26 protein-coding genes and 1 other RNA gene are annotated in these 22,821 nt (G+C 71.6%); 11 read left to right on the forward strand and 16 right to left on the reverse strand.

From position 1 onward, the window contains the following. Positions 1-40: 40 nt before the first annotated feature. Positions 41-805, reverse strand: a complete 765-nt coding sequence (yaaA, locus tag ACWDX6_RS01470; RefSeq protein ID WP_451482894.1) for a peroxide stress protein YaaA — start codon at positions 803-805, stop codon at positions 41-43. 155 nt (positions 806-960) lie between these two features. Here yaaA and ACWDX6_RS01475 point away from each other — a divergent pair, with 155 nt between their 5' ends. Continuing rightward, a complete protein-coding gene (locus tag ACWDX6_RS01475) occupies positions 961-2,403 on the forward strand; it encodes an RNB domain-containing ribonuclease (protein ID WP_451482895.1) in 1,443 nt (480 codons plus the stop codon). Here the strand turns inward: ACWDX6_RS01475 and ACWDX6_RS01480 are convergent. The 3 genes from ACWDX6_RS01480 to ACWDX6_RS01490 form a co-directional block, all read right to left on the reverse strand. Beyond that, positions 2,348-2,887, reverse strand: coding sequence for a hypothetical protein (locus ACWDX6_RS01480; RefSeq protein ID WP_451482896.1), 540 nt, complete (start codon positions 2,885-2,887; stop codon positions 2,348-2,350). The genes ACWDX6_RS01475 and ACWDX6_RS01480 overlap by 56 nt on opposite strands. After that, the gene (locus ACWDX6_RS01485) at positions 2,836-3,129 is read right to left on the reverse strand and encodes a hypothetical protein (protein WP_451482897.1); all 294 of its coding nucleotides are present in this window, start codon (positions 3,127-3,129) and stop codon (positions 2,836-2,838) included. Before ACWDX6_RS01485 ends, ACWDX6_RS01480 begins: the two co-directional genes overlap by 52 nt. A gap of 87 nt (positions 3,130-3,216) precedes the next feature. Beyond that, positions 3,217-3,981 (reverse strand): MerR family transcriptional regulator, encoded by a 765-nt coding sequence (locus ACWDX6_RS01490; RefSeq protein WP_451482898.1) that lies wholly within the window; start codon positions 3,979-3,981, stop codon positions 3,217-3,219. 89 nt (positions 3,982-4,070) lie between these two features. Here ACWDX6_RS01490 and rnpB point away from each other — a divergent pair. Continuing rightward, positions 4,071-4,474, forward strand: an RNA gene (gene rnpB, locus ACWDX6_RS01495) — RNase P RNA component class A. A gap of 63 nt (positions 4,475-4,537) precedes the next feature. Here the strand turns inward: rnpB and ACWDX6_RS01500 are convergent. From ACWDX6_RS01500 to ACWDX6_RS01525, 6 genes are all read right to left on the reverse strand, one after another. Then, positions 4,538-5,185, reverse strand: a complete 648-nt coding sequence (locus ACWDX6_RS01500; RefSeq protein ID WP_451482899.1) for a hypothetical protein — start codon at positions 5,183-5,185, stop codon at positions 4,538-4,540. Positions 5,186-5,283: 98 nt separating this feature from the next. Next, on the reverse strand, positions 5,284-5,580 hold the full coding sequence (locus tag ACWDX6_RS01505; RefSeq protein WP_451482900.1) for a DUF6087 family protein: 297 nt from the start codon (positions 5,578-5,580) through the stop codon (positions 5,284-5,286). A 17-nt stretch (positions 5,581-5,597) separates the two neighbouring features. Beyond that, complete coding sequence (gene tgmC, locus ACWDX6_RS01510; RefSeq protein ID WP_451482901.1) at positions 5,598-6,761, reverse strand: ATP-grasp peptide maturase system methyltransferase; 1,164 nt, start codon at positions 6,759-6,761, stop codon at positions 5,598-5,600. After that, positions 6,758-7,717 (reverse strand): ATP-grasp ribosomal peptide maturase, encoded by a 960-nt coding sequence (tgmB, locus tag ACWDX6_RS01515; RefSeq protein WP_451482947.1) that lies wholly within the window; start codon positions 7,715-7,717, stop codon positions 6,758-6,760. Before tgmB ends, tgmC begins: the two co-directional genes overlap by 4 nt. 5 nt (positions 7,718-7,722) lie before the next feature. After that, on the reverse strand, positions 7,723-7,983 hold the full coding sequence (gene tgmA / locus ACWDX6_RS01520) for a putative ATP-grasp-modified RiPP (RefSeq protein WP_351101981.1): 261 nt from the start codon (positions 7,981-7,983) through the stop codon (positions 7,723-7,725). Positions 7,984-8,062: 79 nt separating this feature from the next. Further along, on the reverse strand, positions 8,063-8,269 hold the full coding sequence (locus tag ACWDX6_RS01525) for a hypothetical protein (RefSeq protein WP_451482902.1): 207 nt from the start codon (positions 8,267-8,269) through the stop codon (positions 8,063-8,065). Between the two features lie 347 nt (positions 8,270-8,616). Between ACWDX6_RS01525 and ACWDX6_RS01530 the strand changes: the two genes are divergently transcribed. Together ACWDX6_RS01530 and ACWDX6_RS01535 are read left to right on the forward strand one after the other, a co-directional pair. Further along, on the forward strand, positions 8,617-9,873 hold the full coding sequence (locus ACWDX6_RS01530) for a helix-turn-helix domain-containing protein (RefSeq protein ID WP_451482903.1): 1,257 nt from the start codon (positions 8,617-8,619) through the stop codon (positions 9,871-9,873). Positions 9,874-9,889: 16 nt separating this feature from the next. Next, positions 9,890-10,243, forward strand: coding sequence for a hypothetical protein (locus tag ACWDX6_RS01535; RefSeq protein ID WP_128983462.1), 354 nt, complete (start codon positions 9,890-9,892; stop codon positions 10,241-10,243). 276 nt (positions 10,244-10,519) lie between these two features. Here ACWDX6_RS01535 and ACWDX6_RS01540 read toward each other — a convergent pair whose 3' ends face one another. Continuing rightward, positions 10,520-11,539, reverse strand: a complete 1,020-nt coding sequence (locus ACWDX6_RS01540) for a ScbA/BarX family gamma-butyrolactone biosynthesis protein (RefSeq protein WP_451482904.1) — start codon at positions 11,537-11,539, stop codon at positions 10,520-10,522. Between the two features lie 120 nt (positions 11,540-11,659). Between ACWDX6_RS01540 and ACWDX6_RS01545 the strand changes: the two genes are divergently transcribed. The 3 genes from ACWDX6_RS01545 (at position 11,660) to ACWDX6_RS01555 (ending at position 14,024) form a co-directional block, all read left to right on the forward strand. Further along, on the forward strand, positions 11,660-12,289 hold the full coding sequence (locus tag ACWDX6_RS01545; RefSeq protein ID WP_451482948.1) for a ScbR family autoregulator-binding transcription factor: 630 nt from the start codon (positions 11,660-11,662) through the stop codon (positions 12,287-12,289). Then, positions 12,286-13,185 (forward strand): NAD(P)H-binding protein, encoded by a 900-nt coding sequence (locus ACWDX6_RS01550; RefSeq protein WP_451482905.1) that lies wholly within the window; start codon positions 12,286-12,288, stop codon positions 13,183-13,185. The genes ACWDX6_RS01545 and ACWDX6_RS01550 overlap by 4 nt, the downstream gene beginning before the upstream one ends. Positions 13,186-13,268: 83 nt before the next feature. Further along, entirely contained in the window at positions 13,269-14,024 is a 756-nt protein-coding gene (locus tag ACWDX6_RS01555; protein WP_451482906.1) for an SDR family NAD(P)-dependent oxidoreductase, read from the forward strand. Between the two features lie 115 nt (positions 14,025-14,139). On the opposite strand, the gene ACWDX6_RS01560 is transcribed toward ACWDX6_RS01555, so the two are convergent. Together ACWDX6_RS01560 and ACWDX6_RS01565 are read right to left on the reverse strand one after the other, a co-directional pair. Beyond that, positions 14,140-14,784, reverse strand: coding sequence for a TetR family transcriptional regulator (locus tag ACWDX6_RS01560; RefSeq protein ID WP_451482907.1), 645 nt, complete (start codon positions 14,782-14,784; stop codon positions 14,140-14,142). A 309-nt stretch (positions 14,785-15,093) separates the two neighbouring features. Further along, positions 15,094-15,408: a MazG-like family protein gene (locus ACWDX6_RS01565; protein WP_451482908.1), complete on the reverse strand. Its 315-nt coding sequence runs from the start codon at positions 15,406-15,408 to the stop codon at positions 15,094-15,096. Positions 15,409-15,529: 121 nt separating this feature from the next. Between ACWDX6_RS01565 and ACWDX6_RS01570 the strand changes: the two genes are divergently transcribed. Next, positions 15,530-15,853, forward strand: coding sequence for a nuclear transport factor 2 family protein (locus tag ACWDX6_RS01570; protein WP_451482909.1), 324 nt, complete (start codon positions 15,530-15,532; stop codon positions 15,851-15,853). A 96-nt stretch (positions 15,854-15,949) separates the two neighbouring features. Here the strand turns inward: ACWDX6_RS01570 and ACWDX6_RS01575 are convergent, their stop codons facing one another. Continuing rightward, a complete protein-coding gene (locus ACWDX6_RS01575) occupies positions 15,950-16,693 on the reverse strand; it encodes an SDR family oxidoreductase (RefSeq protein WP_451482910.1) in 744 nt (247 codons plus the stop codon). 135 nt (positions 16,694-16,828) lie between these two features. On the opposite strand from ACWDX6_RS01575, the gene ACWDX6_RS01580 reads away from it, so the two are divergent. Then, a complete protein-coding gene (locus ACWDX6_RS01580) occupies positions 16,829-18,460 on the forward strand; it encodes an alkaline phosphatase D family protein (protein WP_451482911.1) in 1,632 nt (543 codons plus the stop codon). On the opposite strand, the gene ACWDX6_RS01585 is transcribed toward ACWDX6_RS01580, so the two are convergent. Next, the gene (locus tag ACWDX6_RS01585; RefSeq protein WP_451482912.1) at positions 18,447-19,463 is read right to left on the reverse strand and encodes a Gfo/Idh/MocA family protein; all 1,017 of its coding nucleotides are present in this window, start codon (positions 19,461-19,463) and stop codon (positions 18,447-18,449) included. The two genes, ACWDX6_RS01580 and ACWDX6_RS01585, sit on opposite strands and share 14 nt — an antisense overlap. Positions 19,464-19,541: 78 nt before the next feature. Here ACWDX6_RS01585 and ACWDX6_RS01590 point away from each other — a divergent pair, with 78 nt between their 5' ends. Next, a complete protein-coding gene (locus ACWDX6_RS01590; protein ID WP_451482913.1) occupies positions 19,542-20,807 on the forward strand; it encodes a Bcr/CflA family multidrug efflux MFS transporter in 1,266 nt (421 codons plus the stop codon). A gap of 47 nt (positions 20,808-20,854) precedes the next feature. Next, complete coding sequence (locus ACWDX6_RS01595) at positions 20,855-21,829, forward strand: small ribosomal subunit Rsm22 family protein (RefSeq protein WP_451482914.1); 975 nt, start codon at positions 20,855-20,857, stop codon at positions 21,827-21,829. 24 nt (positions 21,830-21,853) lie between these two features. Here the strand turns inward: ACWDX6_RS01595 and ddaH are convergent, their stop codons facing one another. Next, positions 21,854-22,678, reverse strand: coding sequence for a dimethylargininase (ddaH, locus tag ACWDX6_RS01600; RefSeq protein ID WP_451482915.1), 825 nt, complete (start codon positions 22,676-22,678; stop codon positions 21,854-21,856). Positions 22,679-22,821 lie beyond the last annotated feature (143 nt).

Below are 22,821 nucleotides of genomic sequence, written 5' to 3' on the forward strand. Positions count from 1 at the left end.
GCGTCACGCGCAACGCGCGTTGCGCATATTGCAACGCGGGTCAGTGGATCTCGTCCACCAGCACGTCGAGCACCCCCGCCTTGCCCTCCTCCACCACGTACGACAGATCGCGGAGCGCCTCCACGAGCTCCTCCCGCCCCGCCGGCTCCGCTCCCGACGTCAGCAGGCTCCGCACGATCCGGCCCTTCGTCGCCTTGTTGAAGTGGCTGACCACCTTCCGGGTCGGCGCGTGCAGCACCCGCACCGACGCCGTCCGCGCCGCCACCTCGCCCTTGGGCTTCCACGCCGACGCGTACGCCGCCGAGCGCAGGTCGAGGACGAGACCGTCGCCCGCCGCCTCCGGCAGGACCGACGCCATCGCCCCGCGCCAGTGCGCACCCAGCGCCCCGAGACCCGGCAGCTTCACGCCCATCGAGCAGCGGTACGACGGAATCCGGTCGTCCACCCGCACCGCACCCCACAACCCCGAGAACACCAGCAGCGACTGCCGCGCCCGCTCGCGCGCCGCCGCGTCGAGCGTGGCCAGGCCGAGCGCGTCGTACAGCACGCCGGTGTAGATCTCACCGGCCGGCCGGGCCCCCGCCGTCCGCAGCTCGGCGTTCTTCGCGACCTCGCCACGCAGCCCCTCGCTCAGACCCAGCACCTCGCGGGCCTTCTCCTCGTCGCCGGCACACAGCTCGACCAGCTCGTCCAGGACCGCCGCCCGCGCCCCGGCCAGACCGGGCAGCGACAGCGACTCCGGCTCGAGCGGCGCACCGCGGCCCGAGGAGGCCTTTCCTTCGGAGGGCGGCAACAGCACGAGCACGGCGGTTCTCCTTCGTACGTACGGGGGTGGGGGTGCGGCCCCGGCTGTTCAGCCTACAAACCCCCGAGCACCGCCCGACCCGGCGCCGACCCCGCCGGAAGTCCCATGGCTCCCACGACGTGCCGCTCCGAGCACTTCCGCCCTAGGCTCGGTCCATGCCCCGCCGCCACATTCACGTGACCGGCGCAGCCGAGGCTCCGCTGCGGGCCGCCCTGCGCGCACTGCGTACCGAGCTCACGATCCCGCAAGCATTCCCGCCCGCCGTCCTCGCCGAGGCCGAGGCCGCGGCGAAGGCGCCGACGCTTCCCGGCCACGACGCCACCGACATCCCCTTCTTCACCATCGACCCGCCCACCTCCACCGACCTCGACCAGGCCATGCACCTGGCCCGCCGGGCCGACGGCGGCTACCGCGTCCACTACGCGATCGCCGACGTCGCCGCCTTCGTCGCGCCCGGCTCCGCCCTCGACGCCGAGGCACACCGCCGCGTGCTCACCCTCTACTTCCCCGACGGCAAGGTGCCCCTCCACCCCGCCGTCCTCTCCGAGGGCGCCGCCAGCCTCCTGCCCGGCGAGACCCGCCCCGCCCTGCTGTGGCGGATCGACCTCGACGCGGAGGGCCGCCGCGTCGCCACCGACGTACGCCGGGCCATCGTCCGCAGCCGGGCCAAGCTCGACTACGCGGGCGCGCAGCAGCGGATCGACTCCGGAACGGCCGAGGAACCCCTCGCCCTGCTGCGCGAGATCGGGCAGCTCCGCGAAGCCCTGGAGACCGAGCGCGGCGGGATCTCCCTCACCGTCCCCGAGCAGGAGATCGTCGACCAGGACCACTCGTACTCCCTGGCCTACCGCGCCCCGCTCCCCGCCGACGGCTGGAACGCCCAGATCTCCCTCCTGACCGGCATGGCCGCCGCCGACCTCATGACGGCCGCCGGCACCGGGATCCTCCGTACGCTGCCCACCGCCCCCGACGGGGCGGTGGCCCGGCTGCGCCGCTCCGCGCACGCCCTCGGGGTCGACTGGCCGCACCACGTCTCGTACGCGGACGTCGTCCGCTCCGTCGACCCCACCGACCCCCGCCACGCCGCCTTCCTCCAGGACTGCACCACCCTGCTGCGCGGCGCGGGCTACACGGTCTTCACCGACGGCGGTGTCCCCTCGCCCGCCGTCCACGCCGCCGTCGCCGACGAGTACACGCACTGCACCGCGCCGCTGCGGCGGCTCGTCGACCGGTACGCGGGCGAGCTGTGCGTCGCGGCCGTGGCGGGGCAGGAACCCCCGGAGTGGGTGCGGGCGGCGCTCGACGCCCTCCCCCAGGAGATGGCCGAGGGCTCGCGGCGGGCCAACACCGTCGAGCGCGAGACCGTCGACATCGTGGAGGCCGCGCTGATGAGCGGGCGGATCGGCGAGGTCTTCGACGCGTACGTGATCGATGTGAAGGAGCGCGATCCGTCCGTAGGCACCGTCCATCTGGAGGACCCCGCGGTCGTGGCCCGCGTCGAGGGCGGCGGGGCGCGGCTGCCGCTGGGCGAATGGCTGCGGGTCAGGCTGACGCAGGCGGACCCTGGGCGGGCGAAGGTGCTGTTCGCTCCCGTGTGAGGGCCGGTACGAGCGCCTGGACGAGGGCCCGGGCGTCGTCCGCGTGACAGCGCACCGTGTGGATCGGCCGGGCCCCGCCGAGAAGCCGGGGCACATCGACCGGTTCGGTGAGCTGGATGGTGACGGAGGTCTGGGAGCCGACGGCGAGGTTCAGCTCGCCGTCGGCCTTCTCGTGCGTGAAGCGCAGCTCGTGCCGGACGGCGGCGATCGTGGCCGGCGGAATCGTCAGATCGACGTGAGCGGCCTGCCGCAGCCGCAGCGCGCCCGAGGTGAGGACGTGCGGGCGGGTGACGGAGGCGGCGTGCAGACCGAGCACGAACAGCACCGTGTAGACGTCCAGGACGAGGACGACGGCGTGGACCGCCGGCAGGTCCGCGAGCAGGTACGACATCCCGACGGTCTCGACGAGGCAGACGAAGGCGAAGCCGTACATCAGGGCGGCCTGGTCGCGGGCGTGCGAGAACGCCCGCCCGCCGGCGCCCACCCCGTTCCGGCGGCGGGCGGCCCACAGGCCCAGGCTCCCATCAGCCGCAGCTCGTGCCCGGCGAGCCGGCGCACGGGCTCCGGCACCAGCTCCGCGAGGACCTCGCGCCGGGAGAGACCGCGCCGCCGCAGACGCGCGTACGCGACCCCTTCCGCGACGAGGAGCACGAGGACGGCGATCTCGGCGCCGACGAGCACGGGACCGGGGAGGGTCAGCCCGCCGACGAGACAGACGACGAGCACGATCTCGGCGGGCAGGACGGCGTGGCACGGCGGCGCGCAGCACCCGGGACCGGACGGCGGGCGGGGCGGCGGGCGCGGAGGAACCGGTCACCGGGCACGCTCCTGGACCAGCCGCAGGGCGCCGCGGACGGCGGCGGCCTGGGCGGGGGAGAGGTCGGCGAGGAACGCGTCCATGAACCCGCCCTCCGGCAGCTCCCCGCCGTCCAGCGACGCGACGGCCTCGTCCGGCACGCAGTCGGCGAGGACCTGGGCCGCCGCCACCACACGCGGGTCGTCCGGGTCGGCCTCGGCGAGCGCGTCGAGCCGGGCGTACACGTCGTGGGCGCGCTCCAGCGCCTCCGGGGTCTCGGTCATGCCGCGCATGGCCTCCATCAGCCGCCCCCGCTCCTCCTCCGGGGCGACGGTGTCGAGCAGGGCGAGCAGCTCCCGGTCCTTGGCCGCCATGGCGGAGGCGGGGACCTCGCCGAGACCCGCCAGCAGACCGGCGAGCTGGGGGGAGACCGGACCCTCGGCGGTGATCCGGCCGGCCCGTGCCTCCCCGAGCAGCTCGGCGAGGCGCGTCCGCCGCTCCCGGATCACGGCCTCCTGCCGCCCGAGGTCGGCGTCCAGCTCCTCCAGGACCTCGACCAGCTCCCGCCCCTCGTCGTCGGCCAGGACGTCCCGCACCTCGTCGAGCCCGAGCCCCAGCTCGGCCAGCCGCCGGACCCGTGCGAGCAGCACGGCGTCGCGGAGGCCGTACTCCCGGTATCCGTTGGCCCGCCGCGCGGGCTCGGGCAGCAGCCCCAGCCGGTGGTAGTGCCGCACGGCCCGCGGGGTGACCCCGACGAGCGCGGCGATCTCGCCGATTCGCATGAGCCCCAGTACAAACCCTGACGCTACGACAAGGTCAAGCGCGGCCGTTCCCCCTCCCCGGCGCCAGGTAGCATGGTCGGCACGGCAGACGAGCCGGGCGGGCGGCCGCGTGGGGATCCTGGATCCTCCCGAGGAACGTCCGGGCTCCACAGGGCAGGGTGGTGGCTAACGGCCACCCGGGGTGACCCGCGGGACAGTGCCACAGAAAACAGACCGCCGGGGACCTCGGTCCTCGGTAAGGGTGAAACGGTGGTGTAAGAGACCACCAGCGCCTGAGGTGACTCAGGCGGCTAGGTAAACCCCACCCGGAGCAAGGTCAAGAGGGGCCGTTTGGCAACAGGCGGCTCTGCGCGAACGCTCGAGGGCTGCCCGCCCGAGTTCGCGGGTAGACCGCACGAGACCGGTGGCGACGCCGGTCCTAGATGGATGGCCGTCACCCCGACGACCGCGAGGTCCCGGGGTACAGAACCCGGCGTACAGCCCGACTCGTCTGCCCCTCAGGCCCCTGGCCTGCAAAATTGCAGGCCAGGGGCCTTTTCTCAGGGAATCGTGGGCGTCACCTCACCCCGTTCCGTACCGGCTCTGACCGGACCTCGCGGCTATGAAGGTAGCCACGCTGGGCGGCTTGGTGTGGGTGTTGGCTGAGTCGGGGCCCTCCGCGTGATGCGTCTACGCCTAGGTGTCCCTCAAGCTCCTCGATCTTGGTCAGGAGTCGCTGAAGTTCCGCAGCCATGAAACGCAGATCCAGGTGCGCGCCGGCGACTTGGAGCGTTCCCGCCTCTACGTTGATGAGGCGCATGGGGGGAGCTGGGAATGTGGGCTCGGTGCCCGCCTGCCACTCCTCGACGGTGGAGCGAGGCAGGCTGACGATCCACTCGTCAAGGCGCTCGTCGAAGTGCTCGCTTCCGTTACGGACTTCGCGGGCCTTCAGTGGGGACGAGTCCTCCACCTCAAGAATCCTTCGTAGAAACGGACCTCGCTTCGTCCGCCACTCCAGGCCCTCATCGGTCCCTTTCGGGCTCTTTCCTGTGGCAGGCCACAGAGTCCGGGAGACCTTTCCCACGAAGGAAAGGAAGTCCTCGAAGCGGACCCAGGCGGCTGGTGGGACCGGAGTGGTCTGCGCATAGCCAATCAGGGCGTTCAGGGCTGCCAGAGCGTAGCGATATCGCGGGCCAGCCACGTCAAATACACCCGCTGTGCCCATGGGTCATCGGATATGTCGTTGCTCACGGGCGCCAGTGTGCCGCAGGTGGTCTACCGGCTGGGGGCCGGTTTCAGAGGTATGGCTTGGACGCCAGAGAATCATGAGGAAGTCGGAGGCTTCCGATGCCTGCCGGTCCCGGGGACGAGCTTCGGTGTTGCCTCACGGGTGGAGGCGGCCTCGGTGTGGGGAAACAGGATGCGTCGTGCTTCCGCGAGGTTCGCCGCGAAGCCGTGCGGTTCCCACAGATGGCCGTTCCACCGCTGGATCGCGCGGGGAGCATCGGGGTTCAGATGCGATGCCCTCGGGCCGTCGCCGGTGACGAGGGGTACGGCGCGGAGCTGCCCGATCCTCGCATCGCGACGCTCGGCCCACTGGGAGAGCGGTTCGTCGTCCATGTCCGGAGCGTAGTGGGTCAGGTGATCCGGTGTTTCCAGCGCAGGGAGGGCGCCTGGTCGATCCAGTACCGGTGGGTCGTGGGCGTCACGTGGAGCCGTACGGAGTCGATCTCCGGCGCCCCGGCGCCCTGCCAGGCGACGAGGGAACGTTCCACGTCGTCCCACAGGGCCACCGGACCGCCTTGGCGGACGGTCCAGTTCTCGCCGTCGGCGAGGAACTCGGCGAACGACTCCTTCTCCGGATCGAACAGGTACCGCAAGGGCGAGCCGTCACCGCCCGTCGCGCGGACGAACTGAACGCCGGGCGCCGCCAGCTGCGCAAGGAAGGCGGGCATCCATTCCTCCAGGACAAGAGGAGACACCTGAGTGCGCCGCTCACTGTCCGCGTACGCGGTCCGGGCGGAGAGATCGCCAGCCGCGGGGGCCACTGCCTGGGCACGCGCCTGCATGAAGGATGAGCGCCCGACGAACGAGCCCTCGGCGGTGCCGCCATCGCCGACGGTCAGTTTCGCGAGGCCGGTTCCCCACGGCCACGAGCCGACCGTGCCGAGGACGATGCCTCCAGGGTTCGTCTGCCTGATCCAGGCGTACGGGATGCGGCGAACCGCGCAGGTGGCGATGACCCGGTCGTACGGTGCCCGGTACGGGTGGCCGAGGAGCCCGTCGCCCGTCACCGTCCACGTCGAGAAGCCGACGGCTTCGAGAGCGGCATCGGCGCGTGCGGCCACCTGTGCGTCGACCTCGACCGTGGCGACGTTGTCCTCGCTGAGGTAGTGGCACATCAGGGCTGTGGAGTAGCCGGTGCCTGTGCCGATCTCCAGGACTCGGTGGCCCGTCACGAGGTCCAGGGTCTCGATCATGCCGACGACGGTGGCCGGGTCGGTCGAGGAGGACGTGGGCACGCCCACTACGGGTTCGTCGGCCTGGTCGGCGGTGAGGTGGCCGTCGAGCTGGGTGGTGAAGGTGTCGACGCTGTATGCGATCTTCAGCCACTCGTCCGGATTCGTGTCGGTGGCGGTGACGGGCCGCCAGGTCCGCCCCTCGTCCAGGAAGATTCCCGGGCGGAGGAACCGCTCGCGGGGGACGGACTCGATGGCCTCACGCAGCCACGGGGATTTCAGGACCCCTTCATTCATGAGAACGGTCGCCATGCGGCGTCGCTCGGATGCCGGATCGGTCATCGGCGATCTCCTTGTGCGAGTAGGTCGGCGAAGGCAGCGGACATCGGGAGGCCAGTCTCGGTCTCCAGCCACCCCCACTGTCCGTTGGGATTCAGTTCCAGCCACCAGTAGGCCCCCGCCCGGTCGACCGCGAGGTCGAAGCTTCCCGATACCAGATCCAGCCGGTCCAGGTAGGCATGCAGTCCCTTGGCCACCCGGTCGGGAAGGTGCTCCACGGTGTAAGTCAGGGCGCTGTAGTCCTTGCGCCAGTCCAGAAGGTCGGAGTCGATGCGTACGGCGAACGTGTGCCGGCCTACGAGCAGTACGCGAACGTCGGCGACTTTGTCCACGCGGGCCTGGAACAGGTGGGGCGCGACCCGAACGCTGTCGTCGATCTCGTCAGGGGTGACGGGGGCGGTCCATCCCGTCATCGGCACGCTGTCACGCGTGTAGGGGGTCCATCGCAGCGTCTTGAAGATCGCCTGCCCCTGAGCCTGGACGAACTCGCGGGCCTCGTCCGGGTCGTTGGTGACAAGGGTGGGAGGGATGGTGAAGCCGAGTTGCTGGGCGAGAACGAGCTGCGCGGGCTTGTAGTCGGCTGCGGTAACGCGCAGGGGGTGGTTGACCCAGAGAGGGCCGCCCAGGGCGAAGAGGGTGCCACCGAGTCCGGAGCGGACCTGCGCCGCCGCGAACCGGGAGTCGTCAGCGGACAGGTGGGGAAACGTGGGCCATTCCGGGCGGCGCCAGTACACCGACCGGACGTGGGTCACATCAGCGGTTCTCGACGGGGTGCGTACCTGCCCGACCACCGGGGCCGGGCAGGTGCCGAACCGAGCCGAGACCGTGAGGTTTTCGCCCATGTCGGCGGGGTTGAACCGGACCACCGGCACATCTCGCCGGTTGAGTTCGGTGATCACCATGTCGGCGGTGATGTCGTCCGCCTCGGTGGCCACCAGAACCGGCCTCTCCTCGGTCATGGTCATCAGTCCTGCGTGCTGTCCTGATCGTGACCCTGGTCGTTCCGGGAGTCCGAGTTCGTCGTCGTGGAGGTCTCGGTGCCCGAGCTGGTGCCGTGCTTGCCCATCTCGACCACCTGCCCGACGCGGTCGCGGAACACCCCGAGCTGCGTCGTGGGGTCGATGGCGACCGTGGCGTGGGGTCGGCGGATGACCGTCGGGTAGGGCGCGAGTCGGCCCGCGCCCCACGGCCGCGTGGGGGAGGGGAGTGCGACAGAGGTGGTCATGAGACTCCTTGGGTTGAAGGGTGTGGTGCGGGAGTCCGTCTGCGCCAGGAGGCGCGGACGGCGATCTGCGGGCCGCGGCTCAGGGGCGAGCGGCCTGGATGTTGTCGGCCGCGGTCGTCCACTCGACTCCGGACGCGGACCGGATGTGCGCGATGCGGACCGTGCCGTGGCTGTGGAGCTCGTGTGTGACGGCGACGAGCACACCCTCCCCACGCGAGGCGATGTCACGGACAAGCGTGTTCAGGAGCGGGTGGTGCTCGTAGCCGTCGGAACCGACCAGCTTCACTCCTCCGGCTCCTGCCGGGCCTCGATGCGGCGCATGAACCTCTCCCAGCCGCCGGCCGCTCGCACCCGAAGAGCCCGGCTCGGCGCACCCGGCCGGGGCTCCGGCGGCGTGTACGTACGGCCACTGGCGCCAGGGTTCCTGCGGGGCAGTCCGGAGGTTGTCACTCGGTCGCTCCTCTCCGTGGGGAGCCGCCCGGAGGGTCCTTCGGTCTCCGAGCGGCGTGTGACCAGTCAACGACGATCCGTTACCTTCTCCCAGAGCGGACCTCGCGCAATACCCGGGCTTTTTCCAGGCGTTGGCGCGTGGCGGGTATGAGCGCGTGAAAGGGTTCTCGTGAGGGGAGACCTATGACGTCGAGGCGAAGGCACTTTGCGGAACGGCGCGCGGCCCGGGGCTACTCTCAGGAGGAATTCGCAGAAGCGCTCTCGGTGGCCGCGTCCACCGTGGTCCGTTGGGAAAGTGGTCGTGCCACCCCGCGTCCCCATCAACGGCCGAAGATCGCAGGGCTGTTGGGAGTGACCCTCCCCGAGCTGGAAGCCCTTCTCTCCGACGAACAGCCGGCCGAGACAGCCGGGCTCTCCGCTGCTCCACCCCTCCTCCATGGTGATGATGACGACATGAAGCGCCGCGAAGTCCTGGGTCTGCTCGCCGTTACGGGTGCGCTGGTCGCACTTCCCGATCCCGGTGATGCCGCCCGAGGGCGCGCAGCGTCGACGCTCTCGGAGACGGGGGACGCCCTGCATCGCAGCCTCTGGCAGGTCTACGCGCTATCGGACACCAAGCAGGTCGTCTTCCCTGCGGTGCGCGCACAGCTCGATGTGATGGCGAAGGGACTGACCGAGACCCGTACTGCTGTGGATCGGTCCCGATTGTGTCGGATGACGGCCGATCTCTACCAGCTCGTCGGCGAGCTGTTCTTCGACGCCAACCGGTACACCGACGCCGCGCAGTGCTACACACTGGCCGCCCACGCGGCCTATGCCGGTGGCGACCACGACCTGTGGGCCTGTGCCATGACCCGCCACGCGTACGTCGAGCTGTACGCGCGCCGCGCGCACGCTGCCCAGCCCCTGCTCGCGGCAGCTTTCCGCATCGCCCGGAGGGGCGACGACACTCTCTCCACCCGTCACTGGGTCGCGGCCGTCCAGGCGCAGGCGTACGCGGCCGTGGGCGATCTCGATGCGTGCAACCGGGCTCTTGACGAAGCTGAGAAAGTGCACGCCCTCGACAGCGCTCACTCCCATAACGGCGGCTGGCTCCGCTTCGACGGCTCCCGCCTGGCAGAGGAGAGAGGTGCCTGCTACCTCCAACTGGGCCGCCCTGATCTCGCCGATGAAGCGCTCACCGCAGCCCTTGCCCAGCCTCTGTCCCTGCGTCGCCGCGCTGCCGTCCTGAGCGACCTCGCCGTGCTCGGGGCGCACAGACGGGACATCGACCTGGTCGTGTACTACACGGAGCAAGCACTCGGACTGGCCGACCGGTCGAATTCGGGATTCATCGGCAAGAAGCTGGACGGGCTTCGGGGGCGTCTTGCCCCGCTCATGTCCGATGACCGAGTCTCGACTCTTGATCACCGAATCGCGGCGCTTCCGCGCACCGCATGACGAGAGGGACACGCGCATGAATGACGGCCGGATCTTCCGCGAGGCGTGGATCGACGGTGTGAACAAGCATTACCCCGGCGAGCCCAAGCCTGGCTACGTCACGCCGTGGGACGACACGCCCGCGTGGGAGCGCGAAGCGGCCACCGCCGTGTACGGGCAGGTGCGCGACTTCATCGAGGTCAGCGGCGGGCATGCGGCGAGGCTCACCCGCGAGCAGAAGGGCCGATTCGTCGCGATCTGCTGGACCGCCCAGATGTTCAGGCACTTCGAAGACCCGAAGCCCGGATATGTTGCCGACTGGTCCGACCTGCCGGTCTGGCAGCGGGAGACGGACGCGGACATCTTCGAACGCATCGAAGGGACCGTCTGAATCTCAGAAGCGACGACGTCCCCGTCCGGGCCGATCCGGGCGGGGATGTCTTGTTACGTAGCCGTCAAAGTAGCCACGGAAGCACCATCCCTGCACGTTTGTGCAGGTCATAGCGTTGCGCCGACAGTCCCCGGCGTACAGCCCGACTCGTCTGCCCCTCAGGGCTTCTGACCCGCGAAACGGCAGGTCAGGGGCCCCTCCCCCTCGGCACCCGGCCGTCGCCGGGTGCCCCCGTCGGAGTCGCCGCCGACTCGCCTTCCCCCTCGGACGCGCGCCTCAGGCGAGCGTGGTCCGGTCCTGCCGTGACTCGGTGACGGAGAGATCGTCCGCCATGACGCTGGTGACCTCAGTCGTGAAGACCGTCTCCCCGTCCTGGATTCCGCTGACGAGCTGGCGGCGGAGCCCCGCGTCCCCGGTCTCCGCCCCGCCCGCGACGATCGTGCACGGCAGGTCGAACTCGACGTAGCGGTAGAACGTGGTGTCGAGCGCGATCGGGACCACGCGCGCCGGTGCCGCGTCGGCCTGGACGGCCTGGCTCGCCGCCTCCAGCAGGACCATGCCGGGTATGTGGTCGTGGGGGTGGTCGAAGAGGACGGAGTGGGTGGTGTCGGCCCGCAGCATCCACCGTCGCCGCGCGCCGTCCACGCCCCGCGAGGTGTCGGGGGCGAGCGTCACATCGCGTGCGTGGGTACGGCCCACCAGCGCGGGATCGAGCGCGGGACCCGGCGGCAGGGCGCGGGCGAAGGCCTCCTTGGCGTCGGCGTGGGAGCCGCGCAGCCGGTCGTACAGCGACGACGGATAGGCGGTGTAGTGCACCCGGGCGGTCCCGAGGTGCACGCCGTCCCGGGTGGCCCGCACCTGGGCGGTCAGCCGGACCAGGCCGGACCTGCGGCGGGCGACGGTCTCATGGGTGACGGTCAACTCCACGGCGGCCGGGCCCGGTCCGGTGCCCAGGGCGTCCGGCGCCACCGCGCACGACAGCGTCTCCCAGCCCATCCGGTGGCCCACGGGTATGTCGAGCCCCGCGTGGCTGGCCACGGCCAGGGCCTGGCGGACGCTCTCGGTGAACAGCATGAGGCCGTAACCGTGCGGCGCGGGCGCGTAGAAGTCGTGATGGCGCGGCCAGTGAACCGTCACCAAGTCTGTCAGGTCGCCCAGTCGGCGCCACCCGGTGACGAGCACCTCGGCGAGGTCGACCTTGCCCACGTACCGCGCGACGTCAGGTGCAGAGGCAGGCTCGGGGGCGGCGGAGCGGGGATCGAGATCGACGATTCTGTGCAGAGTGCGCGGAGCCATCGGGTTCCTCCGTAAGGATGTTGACGTGACGTCAGGACGGCCCGAAGCCGTCGGCGTCATGACCATAAGAGAGATTATTCTTTTTCTCGAGTGAAGAAGGAGCCGTCCATGGCCGACCTGATGGGCAAGCGGGAGATCAAGCAGGAGCGCGCCGCTCGCACGAGGGCGGTCATCGCCCGCGCCGCCGCCGAGGTCTTCGCGGAGCTCGGGTTCTCCGGCGCGAGCGTCACGAAGATCACGCAGCGGGCCGGGCTGACGCTCGGGGCGATGTACTTCCACTTCGAGAGCAAGGAAGCCCTCGCGCGCGAGATCGTGCGGGACCAGCCCGCCCGGGTGACACCGCCCCATCCGTCCCACGGGCTCCAGCATGCGATCGACGTCACGTTGACCTGGGCGCACCGACTCCTCGATGATCCTTTCCTGTTGGCTGGTGCCCGTCTTGTCATGGAGCAGGACTCCTTCGTCGGCCCCGCGGAGAACTCGCACCAGCAGTGGACCGAGGTGATGGCCCAGGACCTCGCTCTCGCCAAGCGCGAACGCGAGGTCCGCGCGAACGTCGATGTCGTCCCGGTGGCGCGGCTGGTCGTCAACGCCTGTACGGGCGCGCAGATGCATGCCCATCTGGAGAGCGGCCGTGAGGATCTGCCCGAGCGAGTGAGAGAGATGTGGAACGTGTTGTTGCCCACCATCGCCACACCGAGCGCGATGAAGCGTCTCGAACTCGACGACTCACGGGGGAAGTCCGAGTGACTCGCGCCCCCGCCGCGTCCTCCGGCGCGGCGCATCCGAAGATCGTCGTCACCGGGGCCACCGGAGCCGTCGGGCGCCAGGTGGCACGACTCCTCGCGGCCCGGGAGCCCGGACCCGCGACCCCGACCCTGTTCGTGCGGGACCCGGACAAGGCCGCCGCGCTCGGACTCGCCGGAACGGTCGTCCAGGGTGACTACCAGGACCGCGACGGGCTGCGCGAGGTGCTCGACGGGGCCGACGCGGTCTTCGTCGTGACGGCGAACCCGCTGCGCCCCGAGGACGACGAGAACATCCTGGCCGCCGCCCGCGCCGGCGGGGTGCGGCACGCCGTGAAGCTCTCCTGGCTCGGCGTCGCGGACCCGGGCGCCGACGATCTGGTCGCCCGCTGGAACCTGCGGAGCGAGGAGGCACTGCGCGAGAGCGGCCTGTCCTGGACCGTGTTGCGCATCCGTACGCCGATGTCCAACGCCCTCGCCTGGGCGCCGTCGATCCGTGAGAAGGGCGTGGTGCGGTCCCTCGGCGGGGACGCGCGCACCGCCTGCGTGGACCCCCGCGACGTCGCCGAGGTGGCGGTGCGGGCGCTGACCGAACCCCGGCACGCCTCCCAGGTCTACGCGCTGACGGGCCCTCAGGCGCTCTCGCCGCGCGAGCAGACCGACGCGCTCTCCGAAGTCCTCGGCCGACGGCTGGTGTTCGAGGAGATCACCGAGGAGGAGGCGAGGGAGGGATGGAGCCGGCGTTACGGCGACCGGATCGCCCAGGCCTTGCTGGAGGGCGCCCGGCGGCGGGCCGGAGGAGCGGCCGGCCGCGGCGACGGGACACTGGAGCGACTGATCGGACGGCCACCGGCGACCTTCGCCGCATGGGCCGCGGACCACGCCGGACTCTTCGGCTGACGCACGGCTGTCGGGGGAAGGCGCCGGGGTCTCCACGCCGGTACCGAGCGGGGTGGTCCGAAGTGACAGGGAGGGGATGCGCAGTGCTGAAGGACAGGACCGTCATGATCACGGGGGCGTCGAGCGGGATCGGCGCCGCCACCGCCCGGTACGTCGCCGCGCAGGGCGCGGCGGTGGTGCTGATGGCACGCCGCGAGGACGCGCTCAAGGCGCTGGCCGGTGAGATAACCGCCGCGGGAGGGCGGGCCCTGGCCTGCCCGGGGGACGTGACATCGGTGCGGGACGTACGGGAAGTGGTCGCCGCCGCCGTCGACTCCTTCGGTTCCCTGGACGCCGCGTTCAACAACGCGGGCTGGGGGACGGCGGGCGCCAGGCTGCACGAGCTGCCCGAGGAGGTCTACGACCAGATCATGGACGTCAACGTACGGGGCACGTGGAACTGCCTGCGCCAGCAGATTCCGGTGATGCTCGCCGGGAACAGCGGCGGCGCCATCGTCAACACCTCCAGTATCGCGGGGCAGTTCGCCACCGGGGCCGCGGCCCCCTATGTCGCGGCCAAGCACGCCGTGATCGGTATGACGAAGGCGGCCGCGGCCGAGTACGGCGAGCAGGGCATCCGGGTCAACGCGCTCGTGGTGGGCACCACGCGTACGGAGTTGATGGAGGGGGTCATCGAGCAGTACCCCGAGGTCGAGAAGCAGGCGGTCGCCCGCACCATCCAGCGGCGCATGGCCGAACCGCTGGAGATCGCCCGCGCCGCCGCCTGGCTGCTGAGCGACGACTCGTCCTTCGTCACGGGCGCGGCGGTTCCGGTGGACGGCGGCTGCAGCGCGGTCTGACCGCGGAGGGCGGGGCGGTTCCGGTGGATGGCGGCCGCAGCGCGGTCTGACCGCGGAGGGTGATCGCGGGAGTGGGGGGGCGCCTGGGGCCAAGGCTGCTCGGGCGCTCAGTGCCTCAGCACGCTCTGTCTCGCGTCCGCGGCCTTCTCCGGTCGGCTCCGGTGGCCCCCGACAGCACCACGTCCCAGACCTCGCCGAGTCTGCGCAGATGGCTCGGGCAGCCCCCGGTGGGCTGGGCCGACGCCTCCAGGCCCGAGACCAGATAGCGCGTCAGGAGCGCCACGATCGCGGGGTCCACGCCGGCCCGCAACTCCTTCTTCTCGCCCGCCCGCTCCAGCAGTTCGTCGACACAAGGAAGCCAGGAGTCGTTCCAGTCGACCTGCCCCAGCGTCCGCTCCCGGCTGAGGCGGCCGGCCGCCCGGACGGTCGCCTCCTCGTGGAGCAGGCGCGCCAGGGCGTGCGTGACGCCGATGACCCGCTGGAGCACCGGGGTGCTGCCGTGGTCGCTGTCGGCGGCGTCGGCCTGGGCCGCCGCGACGTGTTCCACCGCCGCCCGCGTCAGGGCGGACCCATGGGCGTGCACGGCCCCCGCCAGGTCGATCTTGGTCGGGAAGTGGAAGGTGAGCGCCCCCATGGTGACCCCCGCGGCGCTGCTGATGCGCTGGAGCGACGTGCCGCCGTACCCATGCTGCGCGAACTCCGTGGCAGCCGCCTGGAGCAGACGCTGCCGCGTCCGCTCGGCACGCTCCTGACTGACCATTGACTCCTGGCCTCCGCACGTTGGATGGGCGCGGAACCCGCTGACCCCGCAGAAGAAAGATAGCGCTCGCGATCATTTATCGGTGCCGATGGCCGCCGGTGCAACCCCGGCATGCCGATCACGGCGCGAATTCGGCGTGAATCGGCTGCCCCGACACAACCCGGCCCCGGCCCGGTCCGCCCGCTCGCCGCTCCAGCGCCGTTCCCCGCTCCAGCGCCGCTCACGGCTCACCGATCCAGCGCCGCTCGCTTCTCCAACGCCGCTCACGGCTCACCGATCCAGCGCCGCTCTTCGCTCGCCGCTCTCCACTCACCGCTCCAGCGACCGCTCCGCCACCCGCCGTACATGCCCCGCGAAGACCTCCGCCGCCTCCGGTGTCAGCGTGCGCAGCGCCACCATCGCCGTGATGATCACATCGCACAGTTCGGCCTCGACGTCCTGCCAGGTGTGCGTGGTGCCCTTGCGGGGGTTCTGGCCTGTCGCCCCGATGACGGCCTGGGCCACCTCGCCGACCTCCTCCGAGAGCTTCAGAACGCGCAACAGGACGTCCTGCTGCGGCGGAAGGTCGTGGTGCGCGGCGATCCACGCGCACAGGCGGTCGACGGTGTCCCAGGTGTCGGTCATGAGGCTCAGCGTGCCAGGCGGGCGCCCCGCTCGCCCAGGTGGCCGAGTCCGTCCACCGACGCGCGCCACACTCGCGGCCGGGGTCCACGGTGATCGGGGTCGGCCGGTGTACGGGTAACCCATGACCATCCCCGTGGACAAGCTCAGCGACCCAGCCGTGCGCGCCTTCGTGGGCGCGCTGAACGCCAACGACCGCGACGCCTTCATGGCCGCCCTGGCTCCCGGCGCCACCATGTCCGACGACGGCTCCGACCGCGACCTGGACGAGTGGACGGAGAAGGAGATCTTCGCCTCGCGCGGCCATATGGAGATCGAGTCCGTGAAGGAAGACGGGCACGTCCTCATCGCCCGTTTCCGCAACGACACGTGGGGCGAGATGCGTACCCGCTGGCGCTTCGTCGTCGACGGCGGGAAGGTCGTCCGCTTCGAGACGGGCCAGGCGTAACCGGCGCGTGGGCGGCGGGACGCACGGCCGCGGGAATCGGCCGCGGGGACCCGCGGAACAGCGCCCCCGTCCGAGCCTCTGACCCCGTCCGAGCCCCTAACCCCGCCCGATGTACGGCATCGCCGTCGCCATGACCGTCGCGAACTGCACGTTCGCCTCCAACGGCAGGCCCGCCATGTGCACCACCGTCGCCGCCACGTCCGCCGCGTCCATCACCGGCTCGACCGCCAGCTCGCCGTTGGCCTGGAGGATTCCTGTCCGCATGCGCGCCGTCATCTCCGTCGCCGCGTTGCCGATGTCGATCTGCCCGCAGGCGATCCGGTACGGCCGCCCGTCGAGCGACAGCGACTTCGTCATCCCGGTCATGGCGTGCTTCGTCGCCGTGTACGCGATCGAGTGCGGGCGCGGCACATGGGCGGAGATGGAGCCGTTGTTGATGATCCGGCCGCCCTGCGGGTCCTGCTCCTTCATCGCCCGGAAGGCGGCCTGTGCGCACAGGAAAGCGCCCGTCAGGTTCACGTCCACGACCGAGCGCCAGGTCTCGTACTCAAGGTCCTCGACCGGGACCCCGCCGCCCGCGAACGTCCCCGCGTTGTTGAAGAGGAGGTCGACCCGGCCGAACCGGTCCCGTACCGCGTCGAACAGCGCCGCCACCTCGTCGGGTGACGTCACGTCGGTGGGGACGCACAGGGCGTCTCCGGAGGAGAGGGACGCGGCCGTCTCCTCAAGGGCCGGCGCCCGCCGGCCCGCGAGCGCCACCGACCAGCCCGACTCCGCGAGAGCCAGCGCCACGCTCCGACCGATGCCCGAACCTGCTCCCGTCACTACAGCGATGCTCATGGGCGGGCAGCGTACGGCAGATCGGTGCACAGGGAACTCATCTGTCCGACACGCGGATGTTCTGTACCCGACAACGCGGGGCCTTGCCGCCCCGCTGCAATGCCGGGGGCACCACATCCGTCTGGGGAGGGGTACATGACCACCGCATCGCAGCACGCACCCGAACTCCGCGCCGCGGCCCGCCACTTCGGCCGCCGCCGATTCCTGACCGGCACGGCGGCCGCCGCCGCGCTCGCCTTCGCCGTCAACCTGCCCGCCACCGGCGCGGCGAGCGCCACCGAGCTCCGCGGCCGCCGGATCATCGAGAACCCGTTCACCCTGGGGGTGGCATCCGGCGACCCGCTGCCCGGCTCCGTCCTCATCTGGACCCGGCTGGCGCCCAAGCCCTTCGAGGTCGGCGGCGGACTGCCCCCCGAGCGGGTCCTCGTCCAGTGGGAGCTCGCCCACGACGCGGCGTTCACCCAGATCGTCCGACGCGGCATCGCCACCGCCCACCCCGAGTACAACCACAGTCTGCGCGTCGCCATCAACCTCCTCGACCACGACCGGGTGTACTTCTACCGCTTCCGCGCGGGTGCCTGGATCAGCCCCGTCGGCCGCACCCGCACCGCACCCGCCGCCGGCACCCTGACGTCCGAACTCAAGATCGCCGCCGTCTCCTGCCAGGCGTACCACGACGGCTACTACACCGCCTACCGCCACCTCGCCGAGGAGGACGTCGACGTCGTCTTCCACCTCGGCGACTACCTCTACGAGTACGCCGTCAACGCCACCGGCGGCGCCCGCAACTACACCGACCGGGTGCTGCCCGCCGTCTTCAACCGGGAGACCCTCACCCTGGACGACTACCGGCTGCGCTACGCCCTCTACAAGTCGGACCCCGACCTGATGGCCGCGCACGCCGCGCACCCCTTCGTCGTCACCTGGGACGACCACGAGACCGAGAACAACTACGCCGACGACATCCCGGAGAACGGCGTGCCGCCGGAGGAGTTCCTGCTCCGCCGCGCGTCCGCCTACCGCGCCTACTGGGAGAACCAGCCGCTGCGGACAGCCCAGCAGCCCCAGGGTCCCGACATGCAGCTCTACCGCCGTCTGACCTTCGGCCGGCTGGCCCAGTTCGACATCCTCGACACCCGCCAGTACCGCTCCGACCAGGCGTACGGCGACGGCTGGCGGCCGCCAGGACCCGAGTCCCAGGACCCGAGCCGCACCCTCACCGGTGCGACCCAGGAGCGCTGGCTGCTCGACGGCTGGCAAGCCTCGGACGCCGTGTGGAACGTCGTCCCCCAGCAGGTCGTCTTCTCCGAGCGACGCAGCAACCCGACCCCCGGCTACACCGTCTCCATGGACACCTGGGACGGCTACCCGGCGTCCCGGCAGCGCGTCCTGGACGGGGCGGCCGCCGCAGGCGTCGAGAACCTGATGGTGCTCACCGGCGACGTGCACGTCTGCTACGGCCTCGACATCAAGGCCGACTTCCGCGACCCGGCGTCCCGGACCGTCGGCACCGAGATCGTCACCACCTCCATCAGCAGCGGCAGGGACGGCACCGACCGGCCCCCCAACTACGACGACCTCACCACCGCCAACCCGCACATGCGGTTCTACAACGGGCGGCGCGGCTATGTGACGGTCGCGCTCGGCGAGCAGAGCGCCCGCGCCGACTTCCGTACGGTCTCGGCGGTGACGACCCCGGGCGCCCCGGTCACCACCGCCGGGTCGTATGTGACCGAGGCGGGCAATCCGGGCCTCAAGCCCGCGTAGCCGCGAGTTCGGAGGGGTAGCGGACGCCGACGCGGTCCCGTACCGCGTCGAGCGTCCGCATCACCGCCACCGAACCGTCCAGCGGCACCAGCGGGGACTCCGTCTCGCCCGCCCGGAGACACCGCATGACCTCCGCCGCCTCGTACCGGAAGGAGTGCCGCTCGGCGGGGCCGTGGCCCTCGACCACGTACTCCTCCGGGTCGCGGCCGTCCCTGTGCAGCGTGAAGCGCTCCGGGTGGAAGAAGCCGCGCGGGAGGTCGATCCGCCCGCGCGTGCCCGTCACCGAGGCCGTCACGGGAGTGTCCGCGACGATCGAGCAGGACAGCAGCGCGGACGCCCCCGAGTCCGACCAGCCGAGCAGCATGGCCGTGTTCAGGTCCACGCCCTCCGGCGAGAGCAGGGCGTGCGCCTGGACGGAGTCGGGCTCGCCGAGCAGCAGGTGCGCGAACGAGACGGGGTAGACCCCGAGGTCCAGGAGCGCCCCGCCGCCCACCGCCGGGTCGCGCAGCCGGTGGTCCGGTGCGAACGGGCCGGCCAGCCCGAAGTCCGCCTGGACGGTGCGGATCTCACCGATCGCCCCGTCCGCGACCAGCTCCCGCATCCGCCGGATCAGCGGATTGCAGTACATCCACATGGCCTCCATGAGGAAGAGACCACGGTCCCGGGAGAGCCGGACCAGCTCCTCCGCCTCGCCCGCGTGGAGCGTGAAGGCCTTCTCGCACAGGACCGCCTTTCCCGCCTCCAGGGCGAGCCCGGCCGCCGCCCGGTGCGCGTGGTGCGGCGTCGCCACGTACACCACGTCCACGTCCGGGTCGGCGGCCAGCCCGGCCCACGAGCCGTACGCCCGCGCTATCCCGAAGCGGTCGGCGAAGGCCCGCGCCGACGCCTCCGTCCGGGACGCCACGGCGACGACCTCCGCTTCCTCCATCGCCAGGAGATCGGTGGTGAACCGCTCCGCGATCCCACCCGTCGCCAGCACGCCCCACCGCACGGTTCCGCTCATGCCCCACCCCAAAAGGTCTCGACCACTCCGGACGAGCTGAGAGCATAGGCAAGGATTCAACGAAAGGGAGGGCAGTCGATGCCGGAGAGCGGCCAGACCACGACGCAAGGACACATAGCCACCACCCCGGTCACCGCCGCTCGGCGCACCGGACTGCTCGTCACCCTCGTCCTGGGCGGTCTGACGGCCCTGCCGCCGCTCTCCATGGACATGTACCTCCCCGCCCTGCCGGAGGTCACCGAGTCACTGGCCTCGCCCGCCGCGACCGTCCAGCTCACCCTCACCGCCTGCCTCGCCGGCATGGCGCTCGGCCAGCTCGTCGTCGGCCCCATGAGCGACCGGTGGGGACGCCGCCGCCCGCTGCTCATCGGCATGATCGTGTACGTCGCCGCCACCGCCGTCTGCGCGCTCGCGCCCTCCGCCGAGCTGCTGATCGCCTTCCGGCTGCTCCAGGGCCTGGCCGGCGCGGCCGGCATCGTGATCGCCCGGGCGGTCGTCCGCGATCTGTACGACGGCGTCGAGATGGCCCGGTTCTTCTCCACCCTGATGCTGATCTCCGGCGTCGCCCCGATCATCGCGCCCCTCATCGGCGGACAGATCCTCAGGCTGACGGACTGGCGGGGCGTCTTCCACGTCCTCACCGTCATCGGGATCCTGCTCACCGTGGTGGTGTGGAGGTTCCTCGGCGAGACGCTGCCGCCCGAGCGCCGGCACGCGGGCGGCGTCGGCCAGGCGCTGCGGACCATGCGCGGACTGCTCGCGGACCGCGTCTTCACCGGCTACATGCTGTCCGGCGGACTCGCCTTCGCCGCGCTCTTCGCGTACATCTCCGCCTCGCCGTTCGTCGTCCAGGAGATCTACGGCGCCTCGCCGCAGACCTTCAGCCTCCTCTTCGGGCTGAACTCCGTCGGGCTCGTCGCCGTCGGCCAGATCAACGGCAAGCTGCTCGTCGGACGGATCAGCCTGGACAAGGCGCTGGGAACCGGTCTCGGCGTGATCCTGCTGGCGGCGGTGGCGCTGGTGCTGATGACCAGCGGCGTGTTCGGCGAGCCGGGCCTGGTGGCGGTCGCCGCCGCGCTGTTCGTACTGATGTCGGCGATGGGCCTCGCCCTGCCCAACACCAACGCGCAGGCGCTGATGCGCACCCCGCACGCGGCCGGCTCGGCCTCCGCGCTGCTCGGCACCTCCTCCTTCCTCGTCGGGGCGGTCGCCTCGCCGCTGGTGGGCATCGCGGGGGAGGCGACGGCGGTGCCGATGGCGGTGGTGCAGCTGGTGTGCGCGGCCCTCGCCCTCGCCTGCTTCCTGGGCATGTGCCGTCCCTGGCGGGCTCGGGACGCCGCCTGACCAGGCGCCGCATACGCCCCCCGGGCGACCCCGCCTAAAATATGGAGGTGAACGCCATCTCGCTCCCCTCCGCCGACGCGCTGCGCGCCGCCCTCGCCGGGCTCCTCGACGGGCTGCCGCCGCGCCAGGCCACCCAGGCCGTCGAGCGGCTGATCGCCAACTACCGGGGGACCACCCCGACCGACGCCCCGGTCCTGCGCGACCGCTCCGACGTCGCCGCGTACGCCGCCTACCGGATGCCGGCGACGTTCGAGGCGGTACGGGCCGCGCTCGGCGCCCTGCGGGACGCGGCGCCCGACTGGGAGCCGGCCACGCACACCGACATCGGCGGCGGCACGGGCGCGGCGAGCTGGGCGGTCGCGGAGGCCTGGGACGCGGGAGCGCGCACCACGGTGCTCGACTGGGCGGAGCCGGCGCTCACCCTGGGGCGGGAGCTGGCGGACGGCGTCTTCGACGCGGAGTGGCGGCGGGCCAGGATCAGCGGCGACCTGCGGCTCGACGACACGGACCTGGTGACGGTGTCGTACGTCCTGAAGGAGCTGACCGAGGCCGACCGCGCGGCGGTCGTGACCGAGGCGGCGCGGGTGGCGCGGGTGGTCGTGATCGTGGAGCCGGGCACGCCCGACGGCTACGAACGGATCATCGCGGCGCGCACGCTGCTCGTCGAGGCGGGGCTGACCGTGGCGGCGCCCTGCCCGCACAGCGGAGCCTGTCCGATCCAGCCGGGCACCGACTGGTGCCACTTCGCGGCGCGGGTGAGCAGGTCGTCGCTGCACCGGCAGGTGAAGGGCGGATCACTGCCGTACGAGGACGAGAAGTTCAGCTATGTCGCGGCGACGAGGTTCCCGGCTGTCCCGGCGGTCTCCAGGGTCATCCGCAGGCCGCAGATCCGCAAGGGCCAGGTCCTCCTGGACCTCTGCGGACCCGAGGGTCTCGCCAAGGAGACGGTCACCAAGCGGCACGGGGCCCTGTACAAGGCGGCCCGGGACGCGGAGTGGGGCGACGCCTGGCCTCCGGAGTGAGGCCGGGGCGCCGCCGTCGCGGGGTCAGGAGCGCAGCTCCTGCGTACAGCACTTGACGCTGCCGCCGCCCTTGAGGAGTTCCGACAGGTCCATGCCCAGAGGCTCGAAGCCCCGCTCCCGCAGAGGGGCGAAGAGTCCCACCGCCGCCTGCGGCAGCAGCACGTGCCGCCCGTCACTCACCGAGTTCAGGCCCAGGGCGGCCGCGTCCTCGTCCGTCGCGAGCAGCGCGTCGGGGAAGAGGCGGGCCAGCACGGCCCGGCTGCCGGGCGAGAAGGCGCCGGGGTAGTACATGATCTCGTCGCGCGCGGCGTCCAGGACGCACAGGGCCGTGTCCAGGTGGTAGTAGCGCGGGTCCACCAGCTCCAGGCCGATCACGGGGCGGCCGAAGAACTCCTGTGCCTCGTCGTGCGAGAGGGGACTGGAGCGGAAGCCGCGGCCGGCCAGGATCCACGACGAGGTCACGGCGAAGTCGCCCTCGCCCTCGTTCACGTGCTCGGGCACCCGCACCCGCGTGAAGCCGTGCGCGCGGAACCAGTCCAGGTGCGCCGCCGCCTCCTCCGTACGCTCCGGGTGGGCGAACCTGGCGCCGAGCACCAGCCCGTCCACCACGGTCGCGCCGTTGGCGGCGAAGACCATGTCCGGCAGACCGGGGCGCGGGTCGAGCAGTTCGACGGTGTGGCCGAGCGAGCGGTAGCGGTCCAGCAGGTCCTCCCACTGGGCCAGGGCGAGCGGCAGGTCGACCGGTTTGGTGGGATCCATCCAGGGGTTGATGGAGTACGTCACCTTGAAGTGCGTGGGTGGGCACATCAGATAACGGCGGGGCGAAGCCTCGCGCGGAGTCGGGCGCAATGAGGGCTCCTCACGGACGTGGGTCAGGTGGACCCCATGGTCCGCCCTCTCCGGCGTCCGCGCAGTGGGCCGTTCGGGTGGTTCCCCGGCGGGGCCCGTCCGGTGGGTCTCGGCCCTGACGCGCCGGACAGGCTTGGGGTTCC

It is taken from the genome of Streptomyces sp. NPDC003027 (genome assembly GCF_053591435.1).

What these genes read in the sequence shown, in the direction of transcription:
- tgmC (WP_451482901.1), bottom strand. Translation starts at nt 6,761, where the DNA reads ATGACCGATCCGGCATCCGAGCGACGCCGCATGGCGACCGTTCTCATG.
- ACWDX6_RS01590 (WP_451482913.1), top strand. Translation starts at nt 19,542, where the DNA reads ATGCCGGAGAGCGGCCAGACCACGACGCAAGGACACATAGCCACCACC.
- ACWDX6_RS01575 (WP_451482910.1), bottom strand. Translation starts at nt 16,693, where the DNA reads ATGAGCATCGCTGTAGTGACGGGAGCAGGTTCGGGCATCGGTCGGAGC.
- tgmA (WP_351101981.1), bottom strand. Translation starts at nt 7,983, where the DNA reads ATGACCACCTCTGTCGCACTCCCCTCCCCCACGCGGCCGTGGGGCGCG.
- ACWDX6_RS01560 (WP_451482907.1), bottom strand. Translation starts at nt 14,784, where the DNA reads ATGGTCAGTCAGGAGCGTGCCGAGCGGACGCGGCAGCGTCTGCTCCAG.
- ACWDX6_RS01570 (WP_451482909.1), top strand. Translation starts at nt 15,530, where the DNA reads ATGACCATCCCCGTGGACAAGCTCAGCGACCCAGCCGTGCGCGCCTTC.
- ACWDX6_RS01565 (WP_451482908.1), bottom strand. Translation starts at nt 15,408, where the DNA reads ATGACCGACACCTGGGACACCGTCGACCGCCTGTGCGCGTGGATCGCC.
- ACWDX6_RS01500 (WP_451482899.1), bottom strand. Translation starts at nt 5,185, where the DNA reads ATGGGCACAGCGGGTGTATTTGACGTGGCTGGCCCGCGATATCGCTAC.
- ACWDX6_RS01540 (WP_451482904.1), bottom strand. Translation starts at nt 11,539, where the DNA reads ATGGCTCCGCGCACTCTGCACAGAATCGTCGATCTCGATCCCCGCTCC.
- ACWDX6_RS01580 (WP_451482911.1), top strand. Translation starts at nt 16,829, where the DNA reads ATGACCACCGCATCGCAGCACGCACCCGAACTCCGCGCCGCGGCCCGC.
- tgmB (WP_451482947.1), bottom strand. Translation starts at nt 7,717, where the DNA reads ATGACCGAGGAGAGGCCGGTTCTGGTGGCCACCGAGGCGGACGACATC.
- ACWDX6_RS01585 (WP_451482912.1), bottom strand. Translation starts at nt 19,463, where the DNA reads ATGAGCGGAACCGTGCGGTGGGGCGTGCTGGCGACGGGTGGGATCGCG.
- ACWDX6_RS01505 (WP_451482900.1), bottom strand. Translation starts at nt 5,580, where the DNA reads ATGGACGACGAACCGCTCTCCCAGTGGGCCGAGCGTCGCGATGCGAGG.
- ACWDX6_RS01545 (WP_451482948.1), top strand. Translation starts at nt 11,660, where the DNA reads ATGGGCAAGCGGGAGATCAAGCAGGAGCGCGCCGCTCGCACGAGGGCG.
- ACWDX6_RS01475 (WP_451482895.1), top strand. Translation starts at nt 961, where the DNA reads ATGCCCCGCCGCCACATTCACGTGACCGGCGCAGCCGAGGCTCCGCTG.
- ACWDX6_RS01490 (WP_451482898.1), bottom strand. Translation starts at nt 3,981, where the DNA reads ATGCGAATCGGCGAGATCGCCGCGCTCGTCGGGGTCACCCCGCGGGCC.
- ACWDX6_RS01535 (WP_128983462.1), top strand. Translation starts at nt 9,890, where the DNA reads ATGAATGACGGCCGGATCTTCCGCGAGGCGTGGATCGACGGTGTGAAC.
- ACWDX6_RS01530 (WP_451482903.1), top strand. Translation starts at nt 8,617, where the DNA reads ATGACGTCGAGGCGAAGGCACTTTGCGGAACGGCGCGCGGCCCGGGGC.